This is a genomic window from Rhodococcus sp. SBT000017 (genome assembly GCF_003688915.1).
In the GTDB taxonomy this organism is placed as follows: Bacteria; Actinomycetota; Actinomycetes; order Mycobacteriales; family Mycobacteriaceae; genus Rhodococcoides.
Genome location: NZ_REFU01000002.1, coordinates 184,607 through 205,943, shown reverse-complemented (window position 1 = coordinate 205,943; position 21,337 = coordinate 184,607). Strand labels below are relative to the sequence as shown.

Annotated in this window: 20 protein-coding genes; 11 read left to right on the top strand and 9 right to left on the bottom strand. The window is 63.4% G+C overall.

What is annotated here, in order from left to right; all coding sequences use genetic code 11:
• Window positions 1-31 precede the first annotated feature (31 nt).
• From AYK61_RS22150 to AYK61_RS22130, 5 genes are read left to right on the top strand one after another with little or no spacing between them, the layout of a single operon-like run.
• Entirely contained in the window at window positions 32-232 is a 201-nt protein-coding gene (locus AYK61_RS22150; protein ID WP_231893662.1) for an MbtH family NRPS accessory protein, read from the top strand.
• Window positions 232-1,557, top strand: a complete 1,326-nt coding sequence (locus tag AYK61_RS22145) for an aminotransferase class III-fold pyridoxal phosphate-dependent enzyme (RefSeq protein WP_121873129.1) — start codon at window positions 232-234, stop codon at window positions 1,555-1,557. Before AYK61_RS22150 ends, AYK61_RS22145 begins: the two co-directional genes overlap by 1 nt.
• Window positions 1,554-3,383 (top strand): non-ribosomal peptide synthetase, encoded by a 1,830-nt coding sequence (locus AYK61_RS22140; protein WP_183130500.1) that lies wholly within the window; start codon window positions 1,554-1,556, stop codon window positions 3,381-3,383. Before AYK61_RS22145 ends, AYK61_RS22140 begins: the two co-directional genes overlap by 4 nt.
• Window positions 3,377-5,527, top strand: a complete 2,151-nt coding sequence (locus AYK61_RS22135) for an MMPL family transporter (protein WP_121873127.1) — start codon at window positions 3,377-3,379, stop codon at window positions 5,525-5,527. Before AYK61_RS22140 ends, AYK61_RS22135 begins: the two co-directional genes overlap by 7 nt.
• A gap of 44 nt (window positions 5,528-5,571) precedes the next feature.
• Window positions 5,572-7,011 carry a serine hydrolase gene (locus AYK61_RS22130; protein ID WP_121873126.1) on the top strand — a complete coding sequence of 480 codons (1,440 nt, stop codon included), beginning with the start codon at window positions 5,572-5,574 and terminating at the stop codon, window positions 7,009-7,011.
• A gap of 72 nt (window positions 7,012-7,083) precedes the next feature.
• Here AYK61_RS22130 and AYK61_RS22125 read toward each other — a convergent pair whose 3' ends face one another.
• Window positions 7,084-8,460 (bottom strand): NAD-dependent succinate-semialdehyde dehydrogenase, encoded by a 1,377-nt coding sequence (locus AYK61_RS22125; protein ID WP_121873125.1) that lies wholly within the window; start codon window positions 8,458-8,460, stop codon window positions 7,084-7,086.
• Window positions 8,461-8,699: 239 nt separating this feature from the next.
• On the opposite strand from AYK61_RS22125, the gene AYK61_RS22120 reads away from it, so the two are divergent.
• Entirely contained in the window at window positions 8,700-10,937 is a 2,238-nt protein-coding gene (locus AYK61_RS22120; protein WP_121873124.1) for an NADP-dependent isocitrate dehydrogenase, read from the top strand.
• A gap of 161 nt (window positions 10,938-11,098) precedes the next feature.
• Here AYK61_RS22120 and AYK61_RS22115 read toward each other — a convergent pair whose 3' ends face one another.
• Complete coding sequence (locus AYK61_RS22115; protein WP_183130499.1) at window positions 11,099-11,932, bottom strand: adenylate/guanylate cyclase domain-containing protein; 834 nt, start codon at window positions 11,930-11,932, stop codon at window positions 11,099-11,101.
• Window positions 11,929-12,909: a GlxA family transcriptional regulator gene (locus AYK61_RS22110; RefSeq protein ID WP_121873123.1), complete on the bottom strand. Its 981-nt coding sequence runs from the start codon at window positions 12,907-12,909 to the stop codon at window positions 11,929-11,931. The genes AYK61_RS22115 and AYK61_RS22110 overlap by 4 nt, the downstream gene beginning before the upstream one ends.
• Before the next feature lie 122 nt (window positions 12,910-13,031).
• Between AYK61_RS22110 and AYK61_RS22105 the strand changes: the two genes are divergently transcribed.
• From AYK61_RS22105 to AYK61_RS22090, 4 genes are all read left to right on the top strand, one after another.
• Window positions 13,032-13,664, top strand: a complete 633-nt coding sequence (locus AYK61_RS22105) for an isochorismatase family protein (RefSeq protein WP_121873122.1) — start codon at window positions 13,032-13,034, stop codon at window positions 13,662-13,664.
• Between the two features lie 111 nt (window positions 13,665-13,775).
• Window positions 13,776-14,105 (top strand): hypothetical protein, encoded by a 330-nt coding sequence (locus AYK61_RS22100; protein ID WP_259468228.1) that lies wholly within the window; start codon window positions 13,776-13,778, stop codon window positions 14,103-14,105.
• A 7-nt stretch (window positions 14,106-14,112) separates the two neighbouring features.
• Window positions 14,113-15,099, top strand: a complete 987-nt coding sequence (locus tag AYK61_RS22095) for an alpha/beta fold hydrolase (RefSeq protein WP_121873121.1) — start codon at window positions 14,113-14,115, stop codon at window positions 15,097-15,099.
• Window positions 15,100-15,106: 7 nt separating this feature from the next.
• Entirely contained in the window at window positions 15,107-15,763 is a 657-nt protein-coding gene (locus AYK61_RS22090; protein ID WP_121873550.1) for a nitroreductase family protein, read from the top strand.
• Between the two features lie 92 nt (window positions 15,764-15,855).
• On the opposite strand, the gene AYK61_RS22085 is transcribed toward AYK61_RS22090, so the two are convergent.
• The 6 genes from AYK61_RS22085 to AYK61_RS22060 form a co-directional block, all read right to left on the bottom strand.
• On the bottom strand, window positions 15,856-16,452 hold the full coding sequence (locus tag AYK61_RS22085) for a hypothetical protein (RefSeq protein ID WP_183130497.1): 597 nt from the start codon (window positions 16,450-16,452) through the stop codon (window positions 15,856-15,858).
• A gap of 47 nt (window positions 16,453-16,499) precedes the next feature.
• Window positions 16,500-16,991, bottom strand: coding sequence for a hypothetical protein (locus tag AYK61_RS22080; protein WP_147458382.1), 492 nt, complete (start codon window positions 16,989-16,991; stop codon window positions 16,500-16,502).
• 259 nt (window positions 16,992-17,250) lie between these two features.
• Window positions 17,251-18,506, bottom strand: a protein-coding gene (locus AYK61_RS22075) for an IS3 family transposase (RefSeq protein ID WP_121872722.1) whose coding sequence is annotated in 2 segments (ribosomal slippage) — window positions 17,251-18,233 and window positions 18,233-18,506 — 1,257 coding nt in all. Because the reading frame shifts where the segments join, the coding sequence is not laid out codon by codon here.
• On the bottom strand, window positions 18,475-19,527 hold the full coding sequence (locus AYK61_RS22070) for a hypothetical protein (RefSeq protein WP_147458381.1): 1,053 nt from the start codon (window positions 19,525-19,527) through the stop codon (window positions 18,475-18,477). Before AYK61_RS22070 ends, AYK61_RS22075 begins: the two co-directional genes overlap by 32 nt.
• 11 nt (window positions 19,528-19,538) lie before the next feature.
• Window positions 19,539-19,835, bottom strand: coding sequence for a hypothetical protein (locus tag AYK61_RS22065; protein ID WP_121873117.1), 297 nt, complete (start codon window positions 19,833-19,835; stop codon window positions 19,539-19,541).
• Window positions 19,832-20,152 carry an SAV_915 family protein gene (locus tag AYK61_RS22060; RefSeq protein WP_121873116.1) on the bottom strand — a complete coding sequence of 107 codons (321 nt, stop codon included), beginning with the start codon at window positions 20,150-20,152 and terminating at the stop codon, window positions 19,832-19,834. The genes AYK61_RS22065 and AYK61_RS22060 overlap by 4 nt, the downstream gene beginning before the upstream one ends.
• Window positions 20,153-20,313: 161 nt before the next feature.
• Here AYK61_RS22060 and AYK61_RS22055 point away from each other — a divergent pair, with 161 nt between their 5' ends.
• Complete coding sequence (locus AYK61_RS22055) at window positions 20,314-21,318, top strand: HNH endonuclease (protein ID WP_121873115.1); 1,005 nt, start codon at window positions 20,314-20,316, stop codon at window positions 21,316-21,318.
• Window positions 21,319-21,337 lie beyond the last annotated feature (19 nt).

Below are 21,337 nucleotides of genomic sequence, written 5' to 3'. Positions count from 1 at the left end.
ACGCAACCAGTCGAAGGAACAGGGGATCACAGTGCAGGACAACATTTCCGAATGGACAGTCGTACGGAACGACGAGGAACAGCATTCGATCTGGCCGGCGAAGCGACCACTGCCGCTGGGGTGGTACGAGGTCGGATTCACCGGCGACCGTGAGGCGTGCCTGGACCACATCGAACTGGTGTGGACCGACATCCGCCCTTTGTCGCTACGCCGCGCGCTGGGGGTGGCGTGATGACCGTCCTCGATACCGCGTCGGGAGTCCCCGCGTCGCTGGCCAGGACCCTCGTGGGCGATTTCCTGCCGATGACCATCGACATCGAGCGTTCGTCCGGTTCCTACCTCTGGGACGAGGCAGCCGGGCGACCGGTCCTGGACATGGGGATGTTCTTCTCGTCGTCCCCGCTCGGCCACAATCCCACACCGCTCGCGCACATCGAAGCCGAGCGAAAGCTGTTGGCAGCAGCCAAGATGAAGCCCTCGAACCCGGATTTCGCGTCCCGCGTACTGGCGGATTCGGTCTCGACCTTTCGTCGCCTGCTCATGCCGGAGGACATGCCGCATCTGTTCCTCATAGACGGTGGTGCGGCTGCCGTCGAGAACGCACTGAAAGTCGCCTTCGACTGGAAATCCCAGCGTGCAGGCACCGACGAATCGAAACTGCAAGCGCTGCATCTTCGTTGGGCCTTCCACGGTCGCAGCGGTTACACCATGTCTCTGACCAATACCGATCCGGCCAAGACGGCGCGGTTCCCCAAATTCGACTGGCCCAGAATCGAAGCCCCGGCTCGCGGTGAGGACGGCGGTGACGAAGCCGACCGAGCCGAGCTCAGTGCGGCCGAACGTCGGACACTCGCCGAGATCGAAGCGACCCTCGTCGCCGACGGTGACAGGATCGCGTGCTTCGTCTACGAGCCGATTCAAGGGGAAGGCGGCGACCGACACCTGGGTGCTGCATTCCTCAGGGCCGTGCAGTCGTTGTGCGTCGAGCACGACGTCCTCACCGTCGCGGACGAGGTCCAGACCGGTGGCGGCACAGTCGGCGCCCGGTGGGCGCACGAGGCATTGGGACTGCATCCGGACTTGGTGGCATTCGGTAAGCGGTTGCAGGTGTGCGGGGTCATCGGTGGCCGTCGCGTCGACGATCTCGACACCAATGCGTTCGCAGTACCAGGTCGGATCAGCTCGACCTGGGGCGGTTCGTTGGTGGATCTGGTGCGCTTCGCACTGCTCTACGAATACATCGCGCGAGAGAACGTGATCGCGCGAGCGGCGGCGATGGGCCCCTTCGTGCGCGCCGGACTCGACGCGATGGTGAGTTCCTCGGGCGGTCGTGTCACTGCGGCCCGCTCACGGGGCTTGTGGGGAGCCGTCTCACTGTCCTCGCGCGAGCTGCGCGACGCCGTGCTCGGCATCGCATTGGACGAACACGACACCGTGCTCCTGCCGTGCGGGACCCGGTCGATTCGTTGGCGTCCGTCCCTGTTGGTCACCGAGCAGGAACTGGCACTGTCGTTCGATGCAGTGACTCGGTCACTGACGGCGGTGGGTCGCTCGTGACAGCCTCCGTCGACGAACTCGTGCTCACCGGGCTCTCGGAGCGTTTCGGTGTCCGTCCCGTGCAGCTCTGCGCGGACGGTGAATTGAGCGTCACCGCACTCCTACAGCGGAGCACACAGGTCCGCGAGGCCCTGTTGCGTGCCGGCGTCGGCCGCGGGCACGTCGTGGCCGTGAAAGGCCGCCGCGACTCCTGGTTGCTACCGACGTTGCTGGGCATTCTCGGTGCCGGTGCCGCGTACACGGTCATCCCGTACAACAGTCCGCAGGCGGTCGAAGCGCTGTTGCTCGAGACCGTCGAGCCTGCCGCCATGGTGGTGTGGGAGGACCTGCATCCGGCGTCCTGGCGCGGACGCCCGTCCATGGCACTCGGCGACGCCGTCGTCTTCCTGTTCGGTTCGTTCGAGCCGGTGTCGCCCTCACCGCGCAGCATCGACGACCCCGCGTACATCATCACCACATCCGGGACGTCGGGTACGCCGAAAGCCGTTCTGGTGCCGCACCGAGCCGTGCTGGCCTTTCTCGACGCGGCCCGCGGGGTCGTCGCCCTCTCGACATCCGATGTCGTGGCTGCGCGTTCGTCCGCTGCCTTCGATCTGTCGGTGTGGGAACTGTTCGCATCGGTGGAGGCAGGCACCACCGCAGTCCTCGTCGTGGAAGGTGTTGCGGCCGATACTGCTCGGCTGCACGAGCTTCTTACGCAGACAGGTGCGTCCGTGCTCTCGACCACGCCGTCCGCGGCGTATCAACTCGGCGCGTACGACGAGGCGATCGGGGGCGGGCTGGCGCTGAGATCGTTGCTGGTGGGCGGTGAGGCCTCCGACGGCGGCAGGCTCGCCGACGTCATGGCCGCACCGTCTTTCGGCCGGTGCCGACTCGTCAATTGGTACGGCCCGACCGAGGTCACGGTGTCCTGCACCGGCGGCGAACTCGTCGAACAGGATCTCGCCGAGCCGAGAACGTCCATCGGGCCCGCTCTGTCGGGTGTGCGAACGGCGGTACTGCCGGTCGCGGACGGTGTCGGTTCGGTCGACGGCCTCGGGCAACTTGCGGTAGGCGGCGACCAGCTCGCGCACGGATACCTCGGAAACTCGCGCGCGACCGCAGCAGCGTTCGTCCCGGACCCGGCCGGTCACGGTGATCGGTTGTATCTCACCGGGGACATCGTCGGTACCGACGCCGGCGACCGCTTCGTCTATCACGGCCGCGCCGACGACCAGGTGCAGTTGCGGGGGTACCGGCTCGAGCTCGGCGAGGTGGAGCGAGCGATCGCGTCGCACCCGGGGATCCGGTGGTCCCATGCCACGGTCGGCGGCACCGACCTCGATGTTCTCGTCGCGTACTTCGCCACCTTCGACGATGTCGATGTCGATCGTGCGGAGTTGTGGTCGCAGCTCTATCGCACGCTGCCGCGCCACGCAGTGCCTGCCGCTCTGGTGAACGTGGTCGAGGTTCCAGTGACCGTCGGCCAGAAGTTGGATGTCGCGAAGTTGCCCGCGCCGGTGATCACCGACTTCGTTGCCGGCACCACCGCGGGCCGCGCGGCAGAGACCGAAACCGAGGAGCGGTTGCTGACGCTGTGGCGACGTCTGCTGGGAATCGAGGAGATCGGTACCGATCACCATTTCTTCGCGCTGGGCGGCCACTCCTTGTTGGTCGCGCGCTTGGTCAACGGCATCGCCCGTGAGTTCGGGGTGCGGTTGCAGTTGGCGGATGTAGTGGAGGGACTGACCGTGCGTGAGATCGCGTCGGTCGTGGACAGAGAAACGAATCGTCTGTCGGTCGGCGCATCGGCGTCGAGCCGTGGACAGGAGGAGATGTCATGGTGACCACGAGGGAGAGGCCCCCGATCGAGGGCGCGACGAGGGATGGCTCCATCCTGGAACGTTTCGCGGGAGTGGCCAGGTGGAGCTACCGTCATCGTCTCGCAGTGCTTGCGGGATGGCTTGTGGCGCTGGTGTTGTCGGCCGGGGCATACGTGGGACTCGGTATGTCCGAGTTGTCTCCTGCGGAAGGGTTCGTCGGCGAGTCCGGCGCGGCGGAGCAATTGGAAACGGGCTCGGACTTCCTGTCCTCGCGCACCGAAACCATTCTGGTGCAGGGCAACTCGGCGGGGGACTCCGATCGCATCGCGGACGAGTTGGCCGCGGCGCTGGCGGGGACGGCGCAGCAGCCTCCGGAGAAGTTGACGGCCGCTGCCGGGGACCAACGGGTTCTGCAGGTGCTGCTGCCCGACGAGCAGGCATCGCCGTCCGAGCGCGTGCAGGGGATCGAGTCTGCGATCGAGAGCGCCCGCGAGGCCAACCCGGGTGCTGCCATATCGGCTACCGGGCCCATCTCGGTGCAGGCCGACGTCACCACCAGTTACGGTGAGCGACTGGTCTTGCTGGAAATGCTCAGCCTCCCCGTCACGGCCGTCGTGTTGTTCCTCGTGTTCGCCGGTCTGATTGCCACGTTGATCCCGCTTGTCACCGGCCTCGCCGTGGTGGCACTGGCCATCCTCTGGAGCGGGCCGACGTCGTTGTTGGTGCCCATGGAGAGCAACCAGATGAGCGTCATCTTGCTGATGGGTCTCGCTCTGGGCGTGGACTACTCGTTGTTCTTCGTCAGACGCGCCCGCGAGGAGTTCGCCCGATCCGGTGACGCCGACGCGGCCGCCACGATCGCAGTGTCGATGACGGTGCGCTCGGTTCTGGTGGCCGGTCTGGTGACCGGTGTGTCGGTGATCGCAGCCTTCCTGACCGAATCGCCGATTTTCCACTCGCTCACACTCGGCATCATTCTCGTCGTCGTCGCCGCGATGCTTGCGTCGATCACCTTGCTCCCGGCGCTGTTGGCGTTGGGGCGTCGACGAGTCGTCAAGCAGTTGTTCGGCAAGACCCCGGACGACGCGGCGGAGGAGACAGGGTTCTGGGGTCGGCTGTCGGGCACGGTCGTTCGGCGCCCGGTGCCTGCGCTGCTCGCCGGACTGGCCGTGATGGTCTTGTTGGCAGCACCGGTCGCGACCATGAAGTTGCAGTTTCCGGGAACCGACAGCATGCCGCGCACCTTCGAGACGCTGCGCACGCTGGACGACGTCTCCGAGCAGTTCCCGCTGTACGGCGTCAGCCATACCGTGGTCACCGAGACCGGCGGTGACGTCGCCGGTACCTCGGCGGTCCTCACCGACATCGCCGAGGACGCGGCCGGGCTGCCCGGATTCGACGGGCAGGTACGAGAGGTTCAGATCTCCACGGACGAGTCGGTGGCGCGCATCGAGATCGGCACCGACGCAGACGGTATCGACGCGCAATCGGCGAGGGATTCTCTGAACGAGTTGCGAGGCAACCTCGTTCCGGAGTTCGCGGGTGATCGTGAGATCCTCGTCGGTGGTGAGACCGCGGTCAGCGTCGATGTCTCGGAATCGACGTCGCGTGATCTGTTGATCGTCATACCGATCGTCCTGCTGGTCGCTTTCGCGTTGATCTACCTCGCCTTCCGCAGTGTCGGGCTGGCCGCTCTGAGTGTGGGTCTGAATCTGCTGTCGGTGCTCGCGTCCTACGGCATCCTGGTGCTGTTGTTCCAGTACGGCTGGGGTGCAACGGTGTTCGGATCGGAGTACGTCGGCCCGGTGGTGACTTTGCTGCCGGTGATGATGCTGGTCATCCTCATCGGCCTGTCGATGGACTACCACGTCTTCATCCTCACTCGGGTGCGCGAAGCATTCGGTCGTGGCCTCGGTGTCGAGGATGCCGTCCGGCAGGGTGTGGTCCGGTCCGCGCCGCCCGTCACTGCGGCTGCGGCCGTGATGGTGGTGATCTTCGCGATGTTCACGCTGTTGCCGACGCCGGAGATGAAGCAGCTCGGTGTCGGGCTGGCCGCGGCAATTGCTCTGGACGCGACTGTCGTTCGCGGCATTCTCGTCCCTGCCGCATTGCGACTGCTGGGGGCCGGCGTGTGGAAGCGCTCGCTCGACGGCGCGGGGCATCACTGACCACCGGTACGGCCGATCACCTCACGGACAGGAGCTCGAGAAGGATGGCGACCGTAGCGGCAGGTACCCGACGACTCGTCGTGGGAGTGCTGGTGACTCTGACCTTCCTTCTCGGGCTTGCGCCCGGTCCTGCTGCGGCAGTGTCGTTGTCGAACACGGAGCTGCAGAATGCAGTGGATGGGTGGGCGGCCGAGATCGGAGCCCCGGGAATGTCGGTCCAGGTTCTCGACTCGGACGCGGTGGTGGCGGAAGCATCGAGCGGTGTCGACGGCAACGGCGAGCCCGTCGATGCCTCGACACCGTTCGTGTGGGGCTCGGTGTCCAAGCAGTTCACGGCGGCCACTGTCGTCGGGTTGGAACGGCAGGGTGCACTCGACGAGTCCACGCCCGTCGTGGACATCGTTCCGCGAGCGCGGGACATGCTGGGCGATCCGGCAACGACAGTCGACGACCTGGTGCACCACACCAGCGGCTTGCCGCACGACATCACGGTCACCGACGACTGGTCCCGCCGCGGTTCGGCCGTCGACGCAGTCGCGACCATCTCGCATCCGGTGGGGACGACCGAACGTGGATCGTTCCGGTATTCGAGCCTGAACTATCTGCTCCTGCAGGCAGTCGTCGAGTCGGTGACGGGGGAGTCGTTCGCCGATGCGCTCGACGCCGAGGTCCTCGCGCCTGCCGAGACGTCCGCCATCACCGATCCGGAGCAGTTCACCGAAGATGTTCCACCGGGTCATGTGCCGTTCTTCGGCTCGGCCCGACCCATCGACGTCGGTGTCGATTCGGCTGGTCTGGGCTACGGCTACCTCGCGGGCTCCACGGGCGATCTCGGACGCTACGCATCCTGGCGACTGAGCCAACTGCAGGGCGGGGAGGACACAGCCCCCGAGGTCGACACCGGCGAGGGCACCGAGTACGGCGACGGACTGTTTCACGAGAAGATCGCCGGACAGGACGTGTGGTGGCATTCCGGAGCCGTCCCCGGTTACTACACCTACGTGGCATTCGTGCCAGCCCTGGACAGGTCAATGGTGTTGGCCACCAATCGATACGGCGAGATCGAAGCCGAACACATCGCCGCGGTGGGCAGAAATCTCACCACACTCGTCATCGACGGGTCGACCACCGGCCTACCGTCGTCGTCGGCTCCGATGGTGTTGGGTGCCATCTTCTCGGCCGTGGCGGTCCTGCTCGCCATCGTCGTCTGGGTCACCGTTCGGCTGTTCACCGGGCAGGTTCGACAGCGTTCGCTCGGCGGTGCAGCGCTTCGTATCGCGATCACCACGGTGTTGGGCGGGTCGGTGCTGATCGGTGCCTACATCGGGGTGCCGTCGATCGTCGGTGCGTCACTGTCGGTCATGGCCCTGTGGGCTCCCGACGTCACTCTGGCGTTCTGGATTCTGCTCGGCACGGTGTTCCTCGCGTCTGCCTTGGTCGTGGCCGATCAGGTGGTCAACTACAGCCGAATTCGGCAGACCTAGCAGATCCGACGAACCAACAGACGAGCTGCTCCCCGGCCGCGGGGCCGGGGAGCAGCTCGGTCGAGATGGTGCTTATTTCGCGGAGACCCGCACGAGTTTCTTGTTCACGAACTCGTCCATGCCCCACGGTCCCAGCTCACGGCCGACGCCGGAGCGCTTGACTCCGCCGAACGGCAGGCCGGGGAGGGTGGTGCCGTGCTCGTTGACGAAGGCCATACCGACCTCGAGCTGCTCGGCCACATCACGGGCCTTGTCCAGATCGGTGCTCCACACCGATCCGCTCAGGCCGTAGGGCGAGGAGTTCGCCAATTCGATTGCCTGCTGCGGGCTTTCGACCTTGTAGATCACTCCGGCCGGTCCGAACAGCTCTTCGCTGTACGCCCGCATGTCGGGGGTGACGTCGGTCAGCAGTGTCGGCTGCACGAATGCACCCGGTCCGTCGATCTTCTTGCCGCCGGTCAGAAGCGTCGCGCCCTTGGCGACGGCGTCGTCGATCTGCTCGATCAATGTGTCGGCAGCGGTCTGCGACGACAGGGGGCCGAGGGTGGTGTTCGCGTCCAACGGGTCACCGGTCTGCACGGCCTCGAAGGATGCGACGAGCTTGGTGACGAAGTCGTCGTAGAACTCCTCGGCGACGAGGATCCGCTTTGCGGCGTTGCAGGCCTGACCTGCGTTGGACAGCCGCGCCCGAGTTGCGGATTCGACGGTTGCGTCCATGTCGTCGGAGTCGAGCATGATGAAGACGTCCGATCCGCCCAGTTCGAGGACGACCTTCTTGAGGTTGCGTCCTGCGGTTTCGGCGACGGAGGTTCCGGCTCGCTCGCTACCGGTGAGCGAGACGCCCTGCACGCGTGAGTCGGCGATCATGTCGGCGATCTGCTCGTTGGTCGCGAAGATGTTGATGTACGCGTCCTGAGGGAGTCCGGCCTGCTGGAAGATCTCTTCCATCAGCAGTGCCGACTGCGGGCAGTTCGGTGCGTGCTTGAGCAGAATCGTGTTGCCCACCATCAGGTTCGGGCCTGCGAACCGGGCCACCTGGTAGTAGGGGAAGTTCCACGGCATGACGCCGACGAGCGCGCCGACCGGCTTGCGCTGCAGCACAGTGTCTTCCGCACCGGGCACGTCGAGCTTCTCGTCCTCGAGGAGGGCGGGGCCGTTGTCGGCGTAGTAGCGGTAGATGTTCGACGACAGTTCCACCTCGCCCTGCGACTCGGTCAGCGGCTTGCCCATTTCGAGCGAGATCGTTCGGGCCAGTTCCTCGGAACGCTCGGTGTAGAGGTCGGCGACCTTGTGCAGAATCTCGGCGCGGTGCTTCGGTGAGGTCTTGCGCCACGTCTGGAACCCGGCGTGGGCGTCGGCGAGTGCGCGCTCGACGCCGGCCGTATCGAGAGTCTCGAATTCCTTGACGGTTGTGCCATCGGCAGGATTGACAGTTTTGTAGGTCGTCATATCCGGTTCAACGGCCGCGACGGGGGTTGTTGTTCCTATTCGGGCAAATCGGATGCTCCGGCGGTGGTCAGGGGCTGATCGAGGAACGCTGCGAAAACCTTTGAGCGCCCTACTGGTCGGTAACTTGGAACCGCAGGTGGAGTGATACCCCACTGGGACGCACAGCGGCGGGTTCAAAGATTAAAGTCGACAGTGGACGCATCCAAAAGACGACGTTGAAACTGAGGCAAAGGCGAAACATGACTGCGAAGAAGCCGACCATCATCTATACCCTGACCGACGAGGCGCCCATGCTGGCGACTCACGCGTTTCTGCCGGTCATACGTTCTTTCGCCAGCGCGGCCGAGATCAACGTCGAGTCGAGTGACATCTCCGTTGCCAACCGCATCCTCGCCGAGTTCCCCGATTACCTCAACGAAGACCAGCGAGTGACCGACAACCTCGCCGAGCTGGGCAAGCTGACGCAGCTGCCCGAGACCAACATCATCAAGCTGCCGAACATCAGCGCCTCGGTGCCGCAGTTGCTCGCAGCCGTCAAGGAACTGCAGGACAAGGGCTATGCGATTCCCGACTTCCCCGGCAATCCGAAGACCGACGAAGAGCGCGAAATCCGCGACCGGTACACCAAGTGCCTCGGCAGCGCGGTCAATCCGGTTCTGCGCGAGGGTAACTCGGACCGTCGTGCCCCGAAGGCCGTGAAGGAATTCGCCCGTAAGCACCCGCACAGCATGACCGAGTGGTCGATGGCGTCGCGCACCCACGTTGCGCACATGCGCGAGGGCGATTTCTACCACGGTGAGAAGTCGACCGTCGTCGACGGCGACCGCGAGATCAAGATGGAGCTACTGCCCACCGACGGCGAGCCGATCGTGCTCAAGGAGACGGTGTCGCTCACCGACGGTGACGTCATCGACTCGATGTTCATGAGCAAGAAGGCCCTGCTCGATTTCTACGAGCACGAGATGCAGGACGCCTACGACACCGGCGTGATGTTCTCCTTGCACGTCAAGGCGACGATGATGCGGGTATCGCACCCCATCGTGTTCGGCCACGCCGTGCGAGTGTTCTACAAGGATGCGTTCGCCAAGCACAACGAGCTCTTCGAGGAGCTGGGCGTCAACGTCAACAACGGCCTGTCGGATCTCTACACCAAGATCGAGACCCTCCCGGCGTCCAAGCGCGACGAGATCATCGAGGACCTGCACAAGTGTCACGAGACCCGTCCGGAGCTCGCGATGGTCGACTCCGCTCGCGGCATCTCCAACTTCCACTCTCCCAGCGACGTTATCGTCGACGCGTCCATGCCTGCGATGATTCGCGCCGGCGGCAAGATGTGGGGAGCGGACGGCCGTCCCAAGGACACCAAGGCCGTCAACCCCGAGTCGACCTTCTCCCGGATCTACCAGGAGATGGTGAACTTCTGCAAGACCAACGGCCAGTTCGATCCGACGACGATGGGCACCGTGCCCAACGTCGGCTTGATGGCGCAGAAGGCCGAGGAGTACGGCTCGCACGACAAGACGTTCGAGGTGCCGAAGGCGGGCATCGCGAACATCACCGACAAGGCCACCGGCGAGGTACTGCTGACGCAGACCGTCGAAGAGGGCGACATCTGGCGTCTGTGCATCGTCAAGGATGCCCCGATCCAGGATTGGGTCAAGCTGGCCGTGCGCCGTGCGCGCGAGTCCGGCATGCCGGTCGTCTTCTGGCTCGACCCGTACCGCCCGCACGAGAACGAGCTCATCGGCAAGGTGCGCAAGTACCTGAAGGATCACGACACCGAGGGCCTCGACATCCAGATCATGTCGCAGGTTCGCGCGATCCGGTACACGATGGAGCGTCTGGTCCGCGGACTCGACACCATCTCGGCCACCGGCAACATCCTGCGTGACTACCTCACCGACCTGTTCCCGATCCTCGAGCTCGGCACCAGCGCCAAGATGCTCTCCATCGTTCCCCTGATGGCAGGCGGCGGACTGTACGAGACGGGTGCGGGTGGCTCGGCTCCCAAGCACGTCAAGCAGCTCATCGAGGAGAACCACCTGCGCTGGGATTCGCTCGGCGAGTTCCTGGCTCTGGCAGTGAGCCTCGAAGATCTGGGTACCAAGACCGGCGACGTCAAGGCGACCATCCTCGCCAAGGCACTCGACTCCGCCACCGGCAAGCTGCTCGAGAACAGCAAGGGACCGTCGCGCTCGACCGGTGAACTCGACAACCGTGGCAGCCAGTTCTACCTCGCTCTCTACTGGGCCGAGGAACTCGCCGCACAGACCGAGGACACCGAGCTGGCCAAGCACTTCGCTGCTCTGGCGAAGACCTTGTCCGACAACGAAGACAAGATCGTCGCCGAGCTCAACGAGGTTCAGGGCAACGCAGTCGACATCGGCGGCTACTACTACCCGGACCCCGAAGCCACCGCGGCAGTGATGCGTCCGTCCAAGACCTTCAACGAGGCTCTGGAGTCGGCCAAGCAGTAGTTCCCACTGGTTCACCCCCATCGAATGAATGGTCCATTCACGCGCTCAGACGTTGTGAATGGGCCATTCATTCGTTCTGGGACGCAACAGAATTCGGTCCGCCACCCACCCCGTCCGGATCGATGTGACTTTCACGCGCTCAGACGTACTGAATGGACCATTCATTCGTTCAGGGCGACCTCCGCATTGGGCAGCACCGGGAGCTCCACCGGAAACAGTTGGAAACTTCCGCTCATACCCTTGAGTTCGACGTCTCGCGGTGTACCGAGAGACAGATCGTGCGCTGCACCGATGGCGTTGCGGACCGGTTCGCTGACCAGAATTTCGCCGCCGTCGGCCTGTCCCGCGACGCGTGCTGCCATTGCCACGTTGAGGCCGAACAGGTCGTCACCTCGGCGCACCGAGCTGCCCACGTGCACGCCCATTCGGACGCGGATGCGGTCCCATCGATCGGGGTTCTCCAGCAGTGCTTCCTGCACTTTCACCCCGCAGCGCACGGCCTGAGCTGGGTCGGAGAAGGCGATCATGTATCCGTCGCCCTGGCTCTTGACCACGTGTCCGCCGTGATCCGCGACGTTCTTGCAGATCAGTTTGTTGTGTTTTTCGAGCAGCTTCACCCAGCCGCGATCGCCCAGTTCCTCGTTGCGTGCGGTGGATCCCTCGATGTCGGAGAACATCACCACGATGTCGCCGTCGGCGGTCATGCGTGCCAGATCGGGGCGTTCCACCTTGGCCCAGCCGGCGAGATCCTCGACCGAGTTGCGGACCGTTGCGCCGAAGCCCTTGTTGATGAGCAAGTCGGTGGTGTGGAAGGCGGTTCTGATCGCGAAGGGCACCAGGCCGCGTCGCTTACGGCGGTGCTGCGATTCGAGGGCGCGGTCGAGCGCTCGGCGCGTGTGCTTCAGCTTGCGACGCGACACGATCAGGACCACACCGAGCGCGATGATGGCGGCGAGCTCTACTCCGGCAACTATCCACAGGATCACGTCGCTCATCCTTGCCTGTCGACCGCATGTGTGGGCGCACATCCGACGGCGAATTGCCGTCGGTAGGCCGTCGGTGTCACTGCGAATGCCGAGCGGAAGTTCTGACGCAGGGTCACGGCGCTGCCGAATCCGCACAGGGCAGCGATGTTGTCGATGCTGCGATCGGTGGTCTCCAGCAGGCTCCTGGCCTCGTTCAGTCGCTTGTCGAGCACCCAGCGAGCCGGGGTGGACCCCGTCTCGCGCTGAAACTGACGGATGAAGCTGCGTCGGCTCATGCGCGCGTGTTCGGCCAGTCGCTCGATGGGTAACGCCTCGTCCAGTCGTTCGAGTGCCCAGCTCTGTGCGTCGGCGATCGCAGTATCTCCGGATGCCTCGATGACCGGCCGTTCGATGTACTGCGCTTGACCGCCGTCGCGATGCGGTGCGACCACCAGACTGCGCGCCACCCGCGTCGCCGCAGCCGAACCGAGGTGCTTGCGGACGATGTGGAGGCAGGAATCGATCGACGACGCGGTTCCCGCGGAGGTCATCACGTCTCCGTGGTCGATGTAGAGAACCGACTCGTCGACGCCGGCGTGTGCGTTTCGCGCCCGCAGTTCGGTCATCTTGGTCCAGTGCGTGACGGCGGGGCGGCCGGCCAGCAATCCAGTGTCTGCGACGGCGAACGAACCGAGACACATACCCGCGATCTCTGCGCCTCGGGTATGTGCTTCGCGGAGAGCCTTCGAGAAGTCAGTGCCTATGTGCGGCAACGACTCCGGCCACGACGTCACGATGACGATATCGGCCCAGTCGACAGTGTTGGGACCCGCGATCTCCCCGATCGGGAACCCCTCCTCGGTGAGGATCGACCCTGGTTTTTCGGACCACACTCGCGTCTCCCAGTCCGCGGCGAGACCGAGTCGGGTCACCTCGCCGAACACCATCAGTGGGGCGGCGAGATGAAACATCGTCATGCCGTCGAACACGTACAGCGCGATGCGCATGGGACTCCGATCGACGGGTTGGCGCAATTCCATCGAAAGTATGCATCCGTGCCACTCGTGGATGCAAGGTCGATGACGAAGTATGGGTATCGACCGAGAACGCCACGTGAAGGAGAACGCCCATGACTGCACCGCGCAGAGCTCTCATCGTCATCGATGTCCAGCAGGAATACTTCGAGGGAGTGCTGAAGATTCAGTACCCGCCTCGCGAGGAGTCGTTGGCCAATATCGTCCGCGCCATCGAAGCGGCTGTGGCGCAGGATGTTCCCGTGGCCATCGTGCAGCACGAGATGCCCGAAGGTTCGCCCGCTTTCGTCAAAGGCACCCCGACGTACGAGCTGCACCCCGATATTCAGGCCGTCGTGCAGCCCTCCTTCGAGCGGGTCGAGAAGAAGTACAGCAGCGTGTTCGCCGGTACTGGCGTTGCGAAGTGGCTGCAGGGCAACAACATCGACACCGTCACGATCGTCGGTTACATGACCAACAATTGCGACCTCGCCTCCAGCGCCGACGCCGAGGCGCTGGAGCTGACCGTCGAGATCCTGTCCGACGCCACCGGCGCGATCAACCTATCGAACGAGGCTGGCACCGTGTCGGCCGAACAACTGCACAAGGCGCTGATGGTGCTCTACCAGTCGAACTTCGCGGCGGTGGCGACGACGGATCAGTGGATCGACGCCGCCAAGAATGGAAACGGGCTCACAGCAAACAATTTGGTTGTCTCTGCAGCGCAGGGCAACGACGCGGTGGCCTGAGTCCCTACACTGGCAATGGTGACTGCTCGTGCGATAACTGATCAGACTTTCGGCGCATGGGTGATCAAGTGCAATCCGCACAAGACCGACTTGGCACCGATGGTCGCGTCAGTGAAAGCCCACGAGCACTGGTGCGTCGCCGACAACTACCGCACTCGACTGATGGTGCCCGGCCAACCGGTCCTGTTCTGGGTCAGTAGCCATCCGCGACGCGGAATCTGGGGTGCCGGCACCTTGACCGGTACCCCGGTCCCGGGTCCGCAGTGGAAGGTAGCCAGCGACATTGTGTTGTTCGACGAGCCGATCCTTGCGTCTGGCATTCAGTCCATCGCAGCACTGTCGGCCCTCGAGGTGTTCCGCTCACCGCAGCAATCGAATCCGTCGTGGGTCGACGCGTCCGCGTGGGCAGTGATCCGACAGTTGCTGCCTTCAATGATGTGATGGCTGCATGACACTCGACGACGAGCCGACGCTGCACGGAATGTTGGATGTGGGGGACGGCCAGAACATCTACTGGGAGCAGTGGGGTCCGTCCGATGGCGTGCCGGCGGTGTACCTGCACGGCGGTCCGGGTGGGACTCTGAACGCGAGCCAGTTTCGTCGCCACTTCGACCTCTCCAAAGTTCGAGCGGTCGGATTCGAGCAGCGCGGGTGTGGACGGTCCACTCCACACGCGTCCGATCCCTCGACGTCGTTGTCCACCAACACCACTGCCCATCTGATTGCCGACATCGAAGCCCTGCGTGAGCACCTCGGCGTCGAGGCGTGGATTGTCAACGGCGCATCCTGGGGATCGACTCTCGCAGTTGCTTACGCTCTCGCACGCCCGGAGCGCGTCATCGGCGTTGTCCTGGCCGCCGTCACGACGACCGGCCGCGAGGAGGTCGACTGGATCACCGAGGGCGTCGGCGCGATCTTCCCCGAAGCGTGGGATCGTTTCGCCACCTTCGCCGAGCAGGCCGGCGTCGGCTACCACCGCGGACACGGACGAATAGTCGACGCCTACGCCCAACTGTTGAACTTGAACGATCTTGCGTTGCGGGACAGGGCTTCCCGAGAGTGGGCGTTGTGGGAAGACGTCCACATCTCGATCGGCACCGGCGGCATCCGACGTAATCCCAGGTGGGAAGACGACCGGTTCCGCCTTGCCTTCGTGCGACTAACCACGCACTACTGGGCACACGACGGGTTCTGCGATCCGCCGCTGCTCGACCGCGCAGCAGATCTGGGCGAGATGCCGGGCGTACTGATCCACGGTCGACGCGACGTGTCCGGACCCGCTGTCACTGCGTGGCGTCTGCACCGGGTTTGGCCCGGATCGACGCTCGTCGTCGACGAAAATGACGGGCACGGGGGCAAGTCCATGAGTGCGTACTGGGATGCAGCGAACCAAGATTTGGTCGACAGGGCACTGCGGTCACCGAATGGTGCATGATCGAGAAGTGACTTCCTTCCCGATCATCGACCTGACTCCCGACGAGCTGCTGACCACGACGCGTACAGTCCGCAAGCGCCTCGACCTGACGCGTCCGGTTCCGACGGAGCTGATCAAGGAATGTCTGGAGATCGCTCTGCAGGCTCCGTCCGGCTCGAACAAGCAGGGGTGGCAGTGGATTGTCGTCACCGATCCTGATCTGCGTGCACGCATCGGCGCTATCTACGGCGAACTGTTCACCGCGTATCAGGCGTCCAAGCATTCCGCGACGGCCTTGTTCACCGACGACCCGGAACGCGCATCGGTCCAGAAGCGCGTCGGAGACAGTGCGAGCTGGCTCGGCGAGCACATGGGTGAGGTTCCGGTTCTGCTGATTCCCTGCATCCAGGCGGGCAAGACGTTGCCAGCGGGTAATCAGGCAGGTCTGTGGGGCTCGCTGCTGCCCGCGGTATGGAATTACGCCCTGGCTGCGCGGGCGCGCGGTCTCGGAACAGCCTGGACGACAATTCATCTCGCGAAGGAAGCCGAGATCTCCGAACTGCTCGGCATCCCCGAGGGCTTCCACCAGGGTGCGCTGATACCCACGGCGTACTACACGGGGGAGACGTTCAAAGTCGCTCCGCGGGATCCGATCGAGACGGTGCTGCACGTCGATCGGTGGTGAATCGGCTTGGCAGGATGCGGAGCCGAGGAACGATGTCGGACGAACCGAATTATGATGGCGCTGTCGCCAATACGGTTCTATTCAGGCGGCGACTAGATTTTCAGAATTCGGCGTGCGGCTTTCGATATGTCGCAGTTGCCGTGGGCGACGGAGTGGACGATGCCGTTGTAGACGAGGTTCCACAGCAGTGGGTTCATCTGGGCGTCGCGGAGTACGAGGATGAGCTTGTTGCCGTGGACGTCTTCGATCTTGGATGCTCGGTTGAGTCCAACGGTGGTGGATCGGATTTTGGTGATCTCGTATGTCGAGATCCATTCGTCGCGTTGTTGAACCCACCGGGATCCGGCGACAACACGGTCCTTCTTCAGATGGAAGTACATCGCCACGCAGATCACGGTGATGAAGACCCACAGAAACCAATTGGATGTCCACTCGAATCCGCGGTAGATGATTGTTCCGCTGACGGCAAAAAGACAGAGGTAGAAGATCGCTCCCTGAAGTGGGTAGTGCTTGGATTCTTCGCACCATTCGAGGGGTGGTCCCATTTCTTCGGGTGCGACGACTTCGGTCGTGGGGAAGCCGGGTGGTGTTGTGCGGATGCCCTTGGATTCGGTGCGGGGTGCAGATGGCGGTCTCAGTTCGCCAGTCATCGGGTCGGGCATTCGGGCGGGTTGGGTGACTCTGCGCATGTTCGGTCTTCTCTGCTGGGCGCGGAACGATTGACGGGAGATTGCCTCTACACCCTAAGAATTCGGCGTGCCGCTTTCGATATGTCGCAATTGCCGTAGGCGACGGAGTGCGCGATGCCGTTGTAGACGAGGTTCCACAGCAATGGGTTCATCTGGGCGTCGCGCAGTACAAGGATGAGCTTGTTGCCGTGGACATCTTCGATCTTGGATGCTCGGTTCAGTCCGACGGTGGTGGATCGGATTTTGGTGATTTCGTAGGTCGAGATCCACTGGTCGCGCTGTTGAACCCAGCGGGCTCCTGCCAGGACGCGGTCGCCGAGGGACTTGCGATAGTGCAGAAGAGGGAGTCCTAGAATCACGAACCAAGGAAACCAAAGGTCAGCCCATCCGAAGCCGCGGAAGGGAACGACAAAAACCAGCAAGAAAATCGCGAACAGCATCCAAGCTTGGAGAACTTTAGTCCCTCGGGGCTCCTCGAAAGCTTCCAATGCTGGGCCGTGTTCGAGTGGCACAACGCTTTTTTCGAGGTCGCCCGGCATCGTCACCCAATGTGCGCGTGCCTCACCTCGGTGCGCGGTCGGTGGTCGAGGTTCGCCTGTCGTCGGATTCGGCATCGGAGCTGGCTTCCTCGCAATGCGTCGCGATTTCGACATCAGTCGGCGGCCCATTCGATGAGCTCGCCCACGCCGTAGCTGACCAAAATTCCGACGCCAACGGCCGCGACTGTTGCTGGCCCCCCAGCGACGCTCCCGAGTAGCAAAGTCGTCGCTGTGAACCGTCCCGGGTTTCTTGCCGCTCCTACGCTTGCAACATCTCCGGGCGGAGTGCCGATTCTTGACTGTAGTAGACCTCCTCGAATTCGTCCGGTGTGAGGTAGTCGAGGGTGCTGTGCAGGCGGCGTTGGTTGAACCAGTCGACCCATCCCATCGTGGCGAACTCGACATCGTCGATGGTCTTCATCGGACCGTTCAGGAACGGACTCCTCTTCGATACCGCCTCGGTCTTGAACAACCCAATTGTGCTCTCCGCCAACGCATTGTCGTAGGCATCCCCGACACTGCCGATCGATGCTGCAATGCCCTCGAGCACAAGCGTTTCCGCGAACGCGATCGACGTGTATTGACTGCCCGCGTCGCTGTGATGAATGAGCCCCGAGCCGACGCGGTGTCCCCCGTGATCTCGTCGCCACAGTGCCATCTTCAGCGCCGTGGTGACCATCGCTGTGTCTTTGACCGTCGAGGCGTGCCACCCGACGATCGCTCGGGAGAAGCAGTCGATGACGAACGCGACGTAGACGAACCCGGCCCATGTTCTGATGTACGTGAAGTCGGTGACCCACTTCCGATTCGGGGCCTCGGACGTGAAGTCACGGTCGAGCAGGTCAGGAGCCCGTGTGGCGTTCTTGCCGCCCTGGATCGTGGTGCGGTGCCGTTTGCCTCGGACGACGCCGGACATACCCTCGTCACCCATCAGGCGGTCGATCGTGCAGGCAGCGGCGTGATGGCCCTTCCTGCGCAGGTGCCGGTACATCTTGCGGCGACCGTAGAGCTCTTCCGGTTCGCCGACCGTGTCGCGGAGAGCGGCGGTGAGGTAGGCGTCGGAGACAGTGCGAGCCGATGGTGGTGCGGTTTTCCAGTTGCGGTACGTGCGTGGGGCGACCTGCACGCCGTGCTCGGTAAGCACGCGGCAGATCGACTCGACCCGGTAATTTTGTGCACGCATCTGATCGATGAACTGGACTATTTGCGGCGGCGAGGGTCGAGCTCCCTCGCGAAGAAAATCGATGCCGACTTCAGGATCTCGTTGGCTTCCTTGAGATCTCGATTTTCACGTTCGAGTTCCTTGATGCGTTGCTGCTCCTCGGTTGTTGCTCCGGGGGCTTGGTTGGCATCGATCTGAGCCTGGCGTGTCCAGAGCCGGAGCGACTCCGCGCCGACGCCCAATTTCGGTCCGATCGCTTTGCACGCGCCGTACACGGAGTTGTACTCGTGGAGGTGGTCGAGGACCATCTTCACCGCACGCTCACGTTGCTCGGCCGGGTACTGCTTCGCCATGTACTTCATCCTTCACAAAGAACGAAGCGGCATCAAACCCGGGACGGTTCACTGCAGTACCTGCGAGGAAACCCCCAGCGTCTTTTGCGACTATCTTGGCCGCGTCTCCCGGGCTTTCAGCATCTTGGAGGTCATAGACGACTTGGCCTGCGGTGACCCCGATTCCAACAATCGGGATTTTTGATCCGACCTTGCCTCCGAAAGGAAGTCCAACAGTTGCGAGACGCCCGAGCGTAGTAGCGCTAGTCCCCGGCAACAGCGCCCTGTTTTGCGCAGCGACTCGAATTGCATCATCTGCCGCAGGTGTGAAGGCCGATGTCGATCTCGTTGCAGCCGCAGTGACCGAATCTGGTGCAGCTTCCGCGGCAAGGGCCACGAACCGTTCCAGTTGCGCAGCCCTGGTCTGAGCAATCGCGCCCCAGTGATCGGCTTGCTGAGCGGCAGTGCCCAGGTAGCTGATCGCTCCGCCGGCGGCCATCCACGGCGCAGAGCTGCGCAGCCGGTCCAGCCAGCCAGCACGGTCATCGAAGGCGGACTGCAGCGCCGTGTGAGCTTTCGACTCGGTCGTCCGTGCCTCGACGACCATGTCGACGGCATCGTTGTACGCCGCGATCTGGTTCGCCTGCGTTGTCAGTTGATCGATCGACCAGGGGCCCGTCGGATGTAGTGGTTCAGGATCACCGATCCAGGTTGCGTTGCAGACATCCGGGCCGACCCAGATGCCGGTTTCCATGGCGCGGGCGACCGCTCGGTTCAGGGACTCCCGGGCTGTGAGCATCGAGTCGGCGAATGACTCGAGTGCCTGCGCCAACGCTTCGGCGCGGTCGGCGGTGCGTTCTGCCGCGGTACTCAGCGTCGAGATCGTGTCGCGGAAACTGTCTCCGGCTCCGGACTTCCACACTTCCTCGGATCGGTCGCGTGCGTCGCGGAACCTCTCGAATCCGCCTTCTGCACTCTCGCCGAGCGTGCGCAACGCTGCCGCACACTCGCGGCAGGCATCGATGTCCACGTCGAGGTACACGTAGATCGTCATCAGCGGGGACCGCCCGGTGTACCGGCATCGACAACGGCCGCAGTGTTCGAGTCTTCTGCCGTCGCGTAGTTCTCGTCGCACGCCTGCACTGCGTCGGCTGCGCGAGCCGAGGCGATCATCAGCTCCGACATCGCCTGCGCCAGAGACGTTATGGCCTCGCCGACGAAGATGGTGGACGGGCCTGCGTTCGGCACCTCGGGTGCGCTGTCGCCACTCGAATCCAACGCTTGCGTGTTCTCGATCAGTATCCGAGCGGGTTCGTTCAGGTCACCGATCTCGATGCCTGGCAGGCTCATCGGAGCGGATCCGTCATGTAGGTACCGGGTGTACTGCTAGCAACACCGATACGTCTGTCCGGCAGCGGAAGTGCGGCATCGAGTAGGACGACGTTGATTTCGGCCGACTCGCGGATCTCCGCGAGCCCGTGTTCGTCCACCAGCCCCCACGGCTGTCCGTTGCCGCAGTTCTGGACCAATGATGTCAGCGACGTGTATGCCGCCAACCCGACTCGGCCGTCGGGCAGGATTCGCAGATCAACCGTCCTGCTGGCAGTGCCCTCCGACGGTTGAAGCGGCACATACAACCCCGGCGAACTGCCGCGATGCTCGAACATTTACCCCCCGGTAAGTCGACGTCAGCAACCCCCGGCGTGCTGACTCCGGCAATACAGTAGCGGGTTCTGTCTGATTCGGAGGCGTTGCCAACTCGAGGCAACGACTGCGCACCGCCGTTCGCGCATCTGTGTAGCGTGCTCACTGTGCTGCTGGAGAGTGAATGACGATTGACCCGATGAGTGCCGGGGTAGCAGCATTCGTCGATCCGAGTGCCGACTTGCTGCGGGATCAGTGGCTGTCGGTGCTTGCCCGCAAGGTGGTTCCACAGGGCGTGCGACAGGTGAATTTCGTTCCCTGCGAAGTAGTTCTGTGTCACTGCGCGTCGCTGTTGATGGATCACAGCAAATACGGCAGCTCGACTGCACACAAGGCAGAGTTTCCGGTGCAGCACCTGGCCCAATTGTTCAAACGACCCCCGACATCGATCATTGCGAAGATGGCAAATCTGGACGGAACCCGTAGCAACGGCGGCAAGTACGAACTCGAGGTTGCGGCGCGTCTGGGCGATGTCGAACTTCTGCAGGGAATCTATCTCCGAATTCTCGATGCTGCGCGCAGCCTCGGTATCGACCGCGATCAGTTGCCGGACTTCCTCGGGCTCGAGGACGGTGAGCAGTTCGAGCTCGAAGGGCAGTACGAGCTGGATTCCAGCGATGTCGAGTCCTCGCTCGTCGATGCGTTGGAAAGATGGGCTCGCGAGCGCGCTGACGTGCCGATCGCAACGACAGAAAGAATGCTGATCTCCGCGGTACGCGTGGGGCAGCACCGCTTCGCGCAGTCGGTGTTGCGAAATCATCAGCACCGCTGTGTGTTCTGCGGCATGAGCGGTGTAATCGGCGGAAAGCGTCGGCCGCGGTTGCTGGCGGCGAGCCATATCAAACCGTGGCGAGACAGCACGAACAAAGAACGTCTCGATAGACGCAACGGTCTCACGGCGTGTCCAACCCATGACGTCGCTTTCGACACCGGACTCATCACGGTGAACAAAGATCTCAGTGTCAGTTATGCGCCTGGGATCGAGAACGACCTGAAAGTGTCACCGCCGTTGCGTCATGCGCTGGGAAAGCCCCCACTCCACGAGAAGCTCATTCTCGGTGAAGAGTCGATAGCTCCTGAAGTGTCGTACCTGACCTGGCACCGGGAGAACGTCTTCGCGTCGCTGTAGATGTCGGAGGGATAGCAGT

What these genes read in the sequence shown, in the direction of transcription:
- AYK61_RS22145 (WP_121873129.1), top strand. Translation starts at nt 232, where the DNA reads ATGACCGTCCTCGATACCGCGTCGGGAGTCCCCGCGTCGCTGGCCAGG.
- AYK61_RS22130 (WP_121873126.1), top strand. Translation starts at nt 5,572, where the DNA reads ATGGCGACCGTAGCGGCAGGTACCCGACGACTCGTCGTGGGAGTGCTG.
- AYK61_RS22105 (WP_121873122.1), top strand. Translation starts at nt 13,032, where the DNA reads ATGACTGCACCGCGCAGAGCTCTCATCGTCATCGATGTCCAGCAGGAA.
- AYK61_RS22110 (WP_121873123.1), bottom strand. Translation starts at nt 12,909, where the DNA reads ATGCGCATCGCGCTGTACGTGTTCGACGGCATGACGATGTTTCATCTC.
- AYK61_RS22080 (WP_147458382.1), bottom strand. Translation starts at nt 16,991, where the DNA reads ATGCCGGGCGACCTCGAAAAAAGCGTTGTGCCACTCGAACACGGCCCA.
- AYK61_RS22115 (WP_183130499.1), bottom strand. Translation starts at nt 11,932, where the DNA reads ATGAGCGACGTGATCCTGTGGATAGTTGCCGGAGTAGAGCTCGCCGCC.
- AYK61_RS22120 (WP_121873124.1), top strand. Translation starts at nt 8,700, where the DNA reads ATGACTGCGAAGAAGCCGACCATCATCTATACCCTGACCGACGAGGCG.
- AYK61_RS22135 (WP_121873127.1), top strand. Translation starts at nt 3,377, where the DNA reads ATGGTGACCACGAGGGAGAGGCCCCCGATCGAGGGCGCGACGAGGGAT.
- AYK61_RS22125 (WP_121873125.1), bottom strand. Translation starts at nt 8,460, where the DNA reads ATGACGACCTACAAAACTGTCAATCCTGCCGATGGCACAACCGTCAAG.
- AYK61_RS22085 (WP_183130497.1), bottom strand. Translation starts at nt 16,452, where the DNA reads ATGCGCAGAGTCACCCAACCCGCCCGAATGCCCGACCCGATGACTGGC.
- AYK61_RS22055 (WP_121873115.1), top strand. Translation starts at nt 20,314, where the DNA reads ATGACGATTGACCCGATGAGTGCCGGGGTAGCAGCATTCGTCGATCCG.
- AYK61_RS22065 (WP_121873117.1), bottom strand. Translation starts at nt 19,835, where the DNA reads ATGAGCCTGCCAGGCATCGAGATCGGTGACCTGAACGAACCCGCTCGG.
- AYK61_RS22060 (WP_121873116.1), bottom strand. Translation starts at nt 20,152, where the DNA reads ATGTTCGAGCATCGCGGCAGTTCGCCGGGGTTGTATGTGCCGCTTCAA.
- AYK61_RS22095 (WP_121873121.1), top strand. Translation starts at nt 14,113, where the DNA reads ATGACACTCGACGACGAGCCGACGCTGCACGGAATGTTGGATGTGGGG.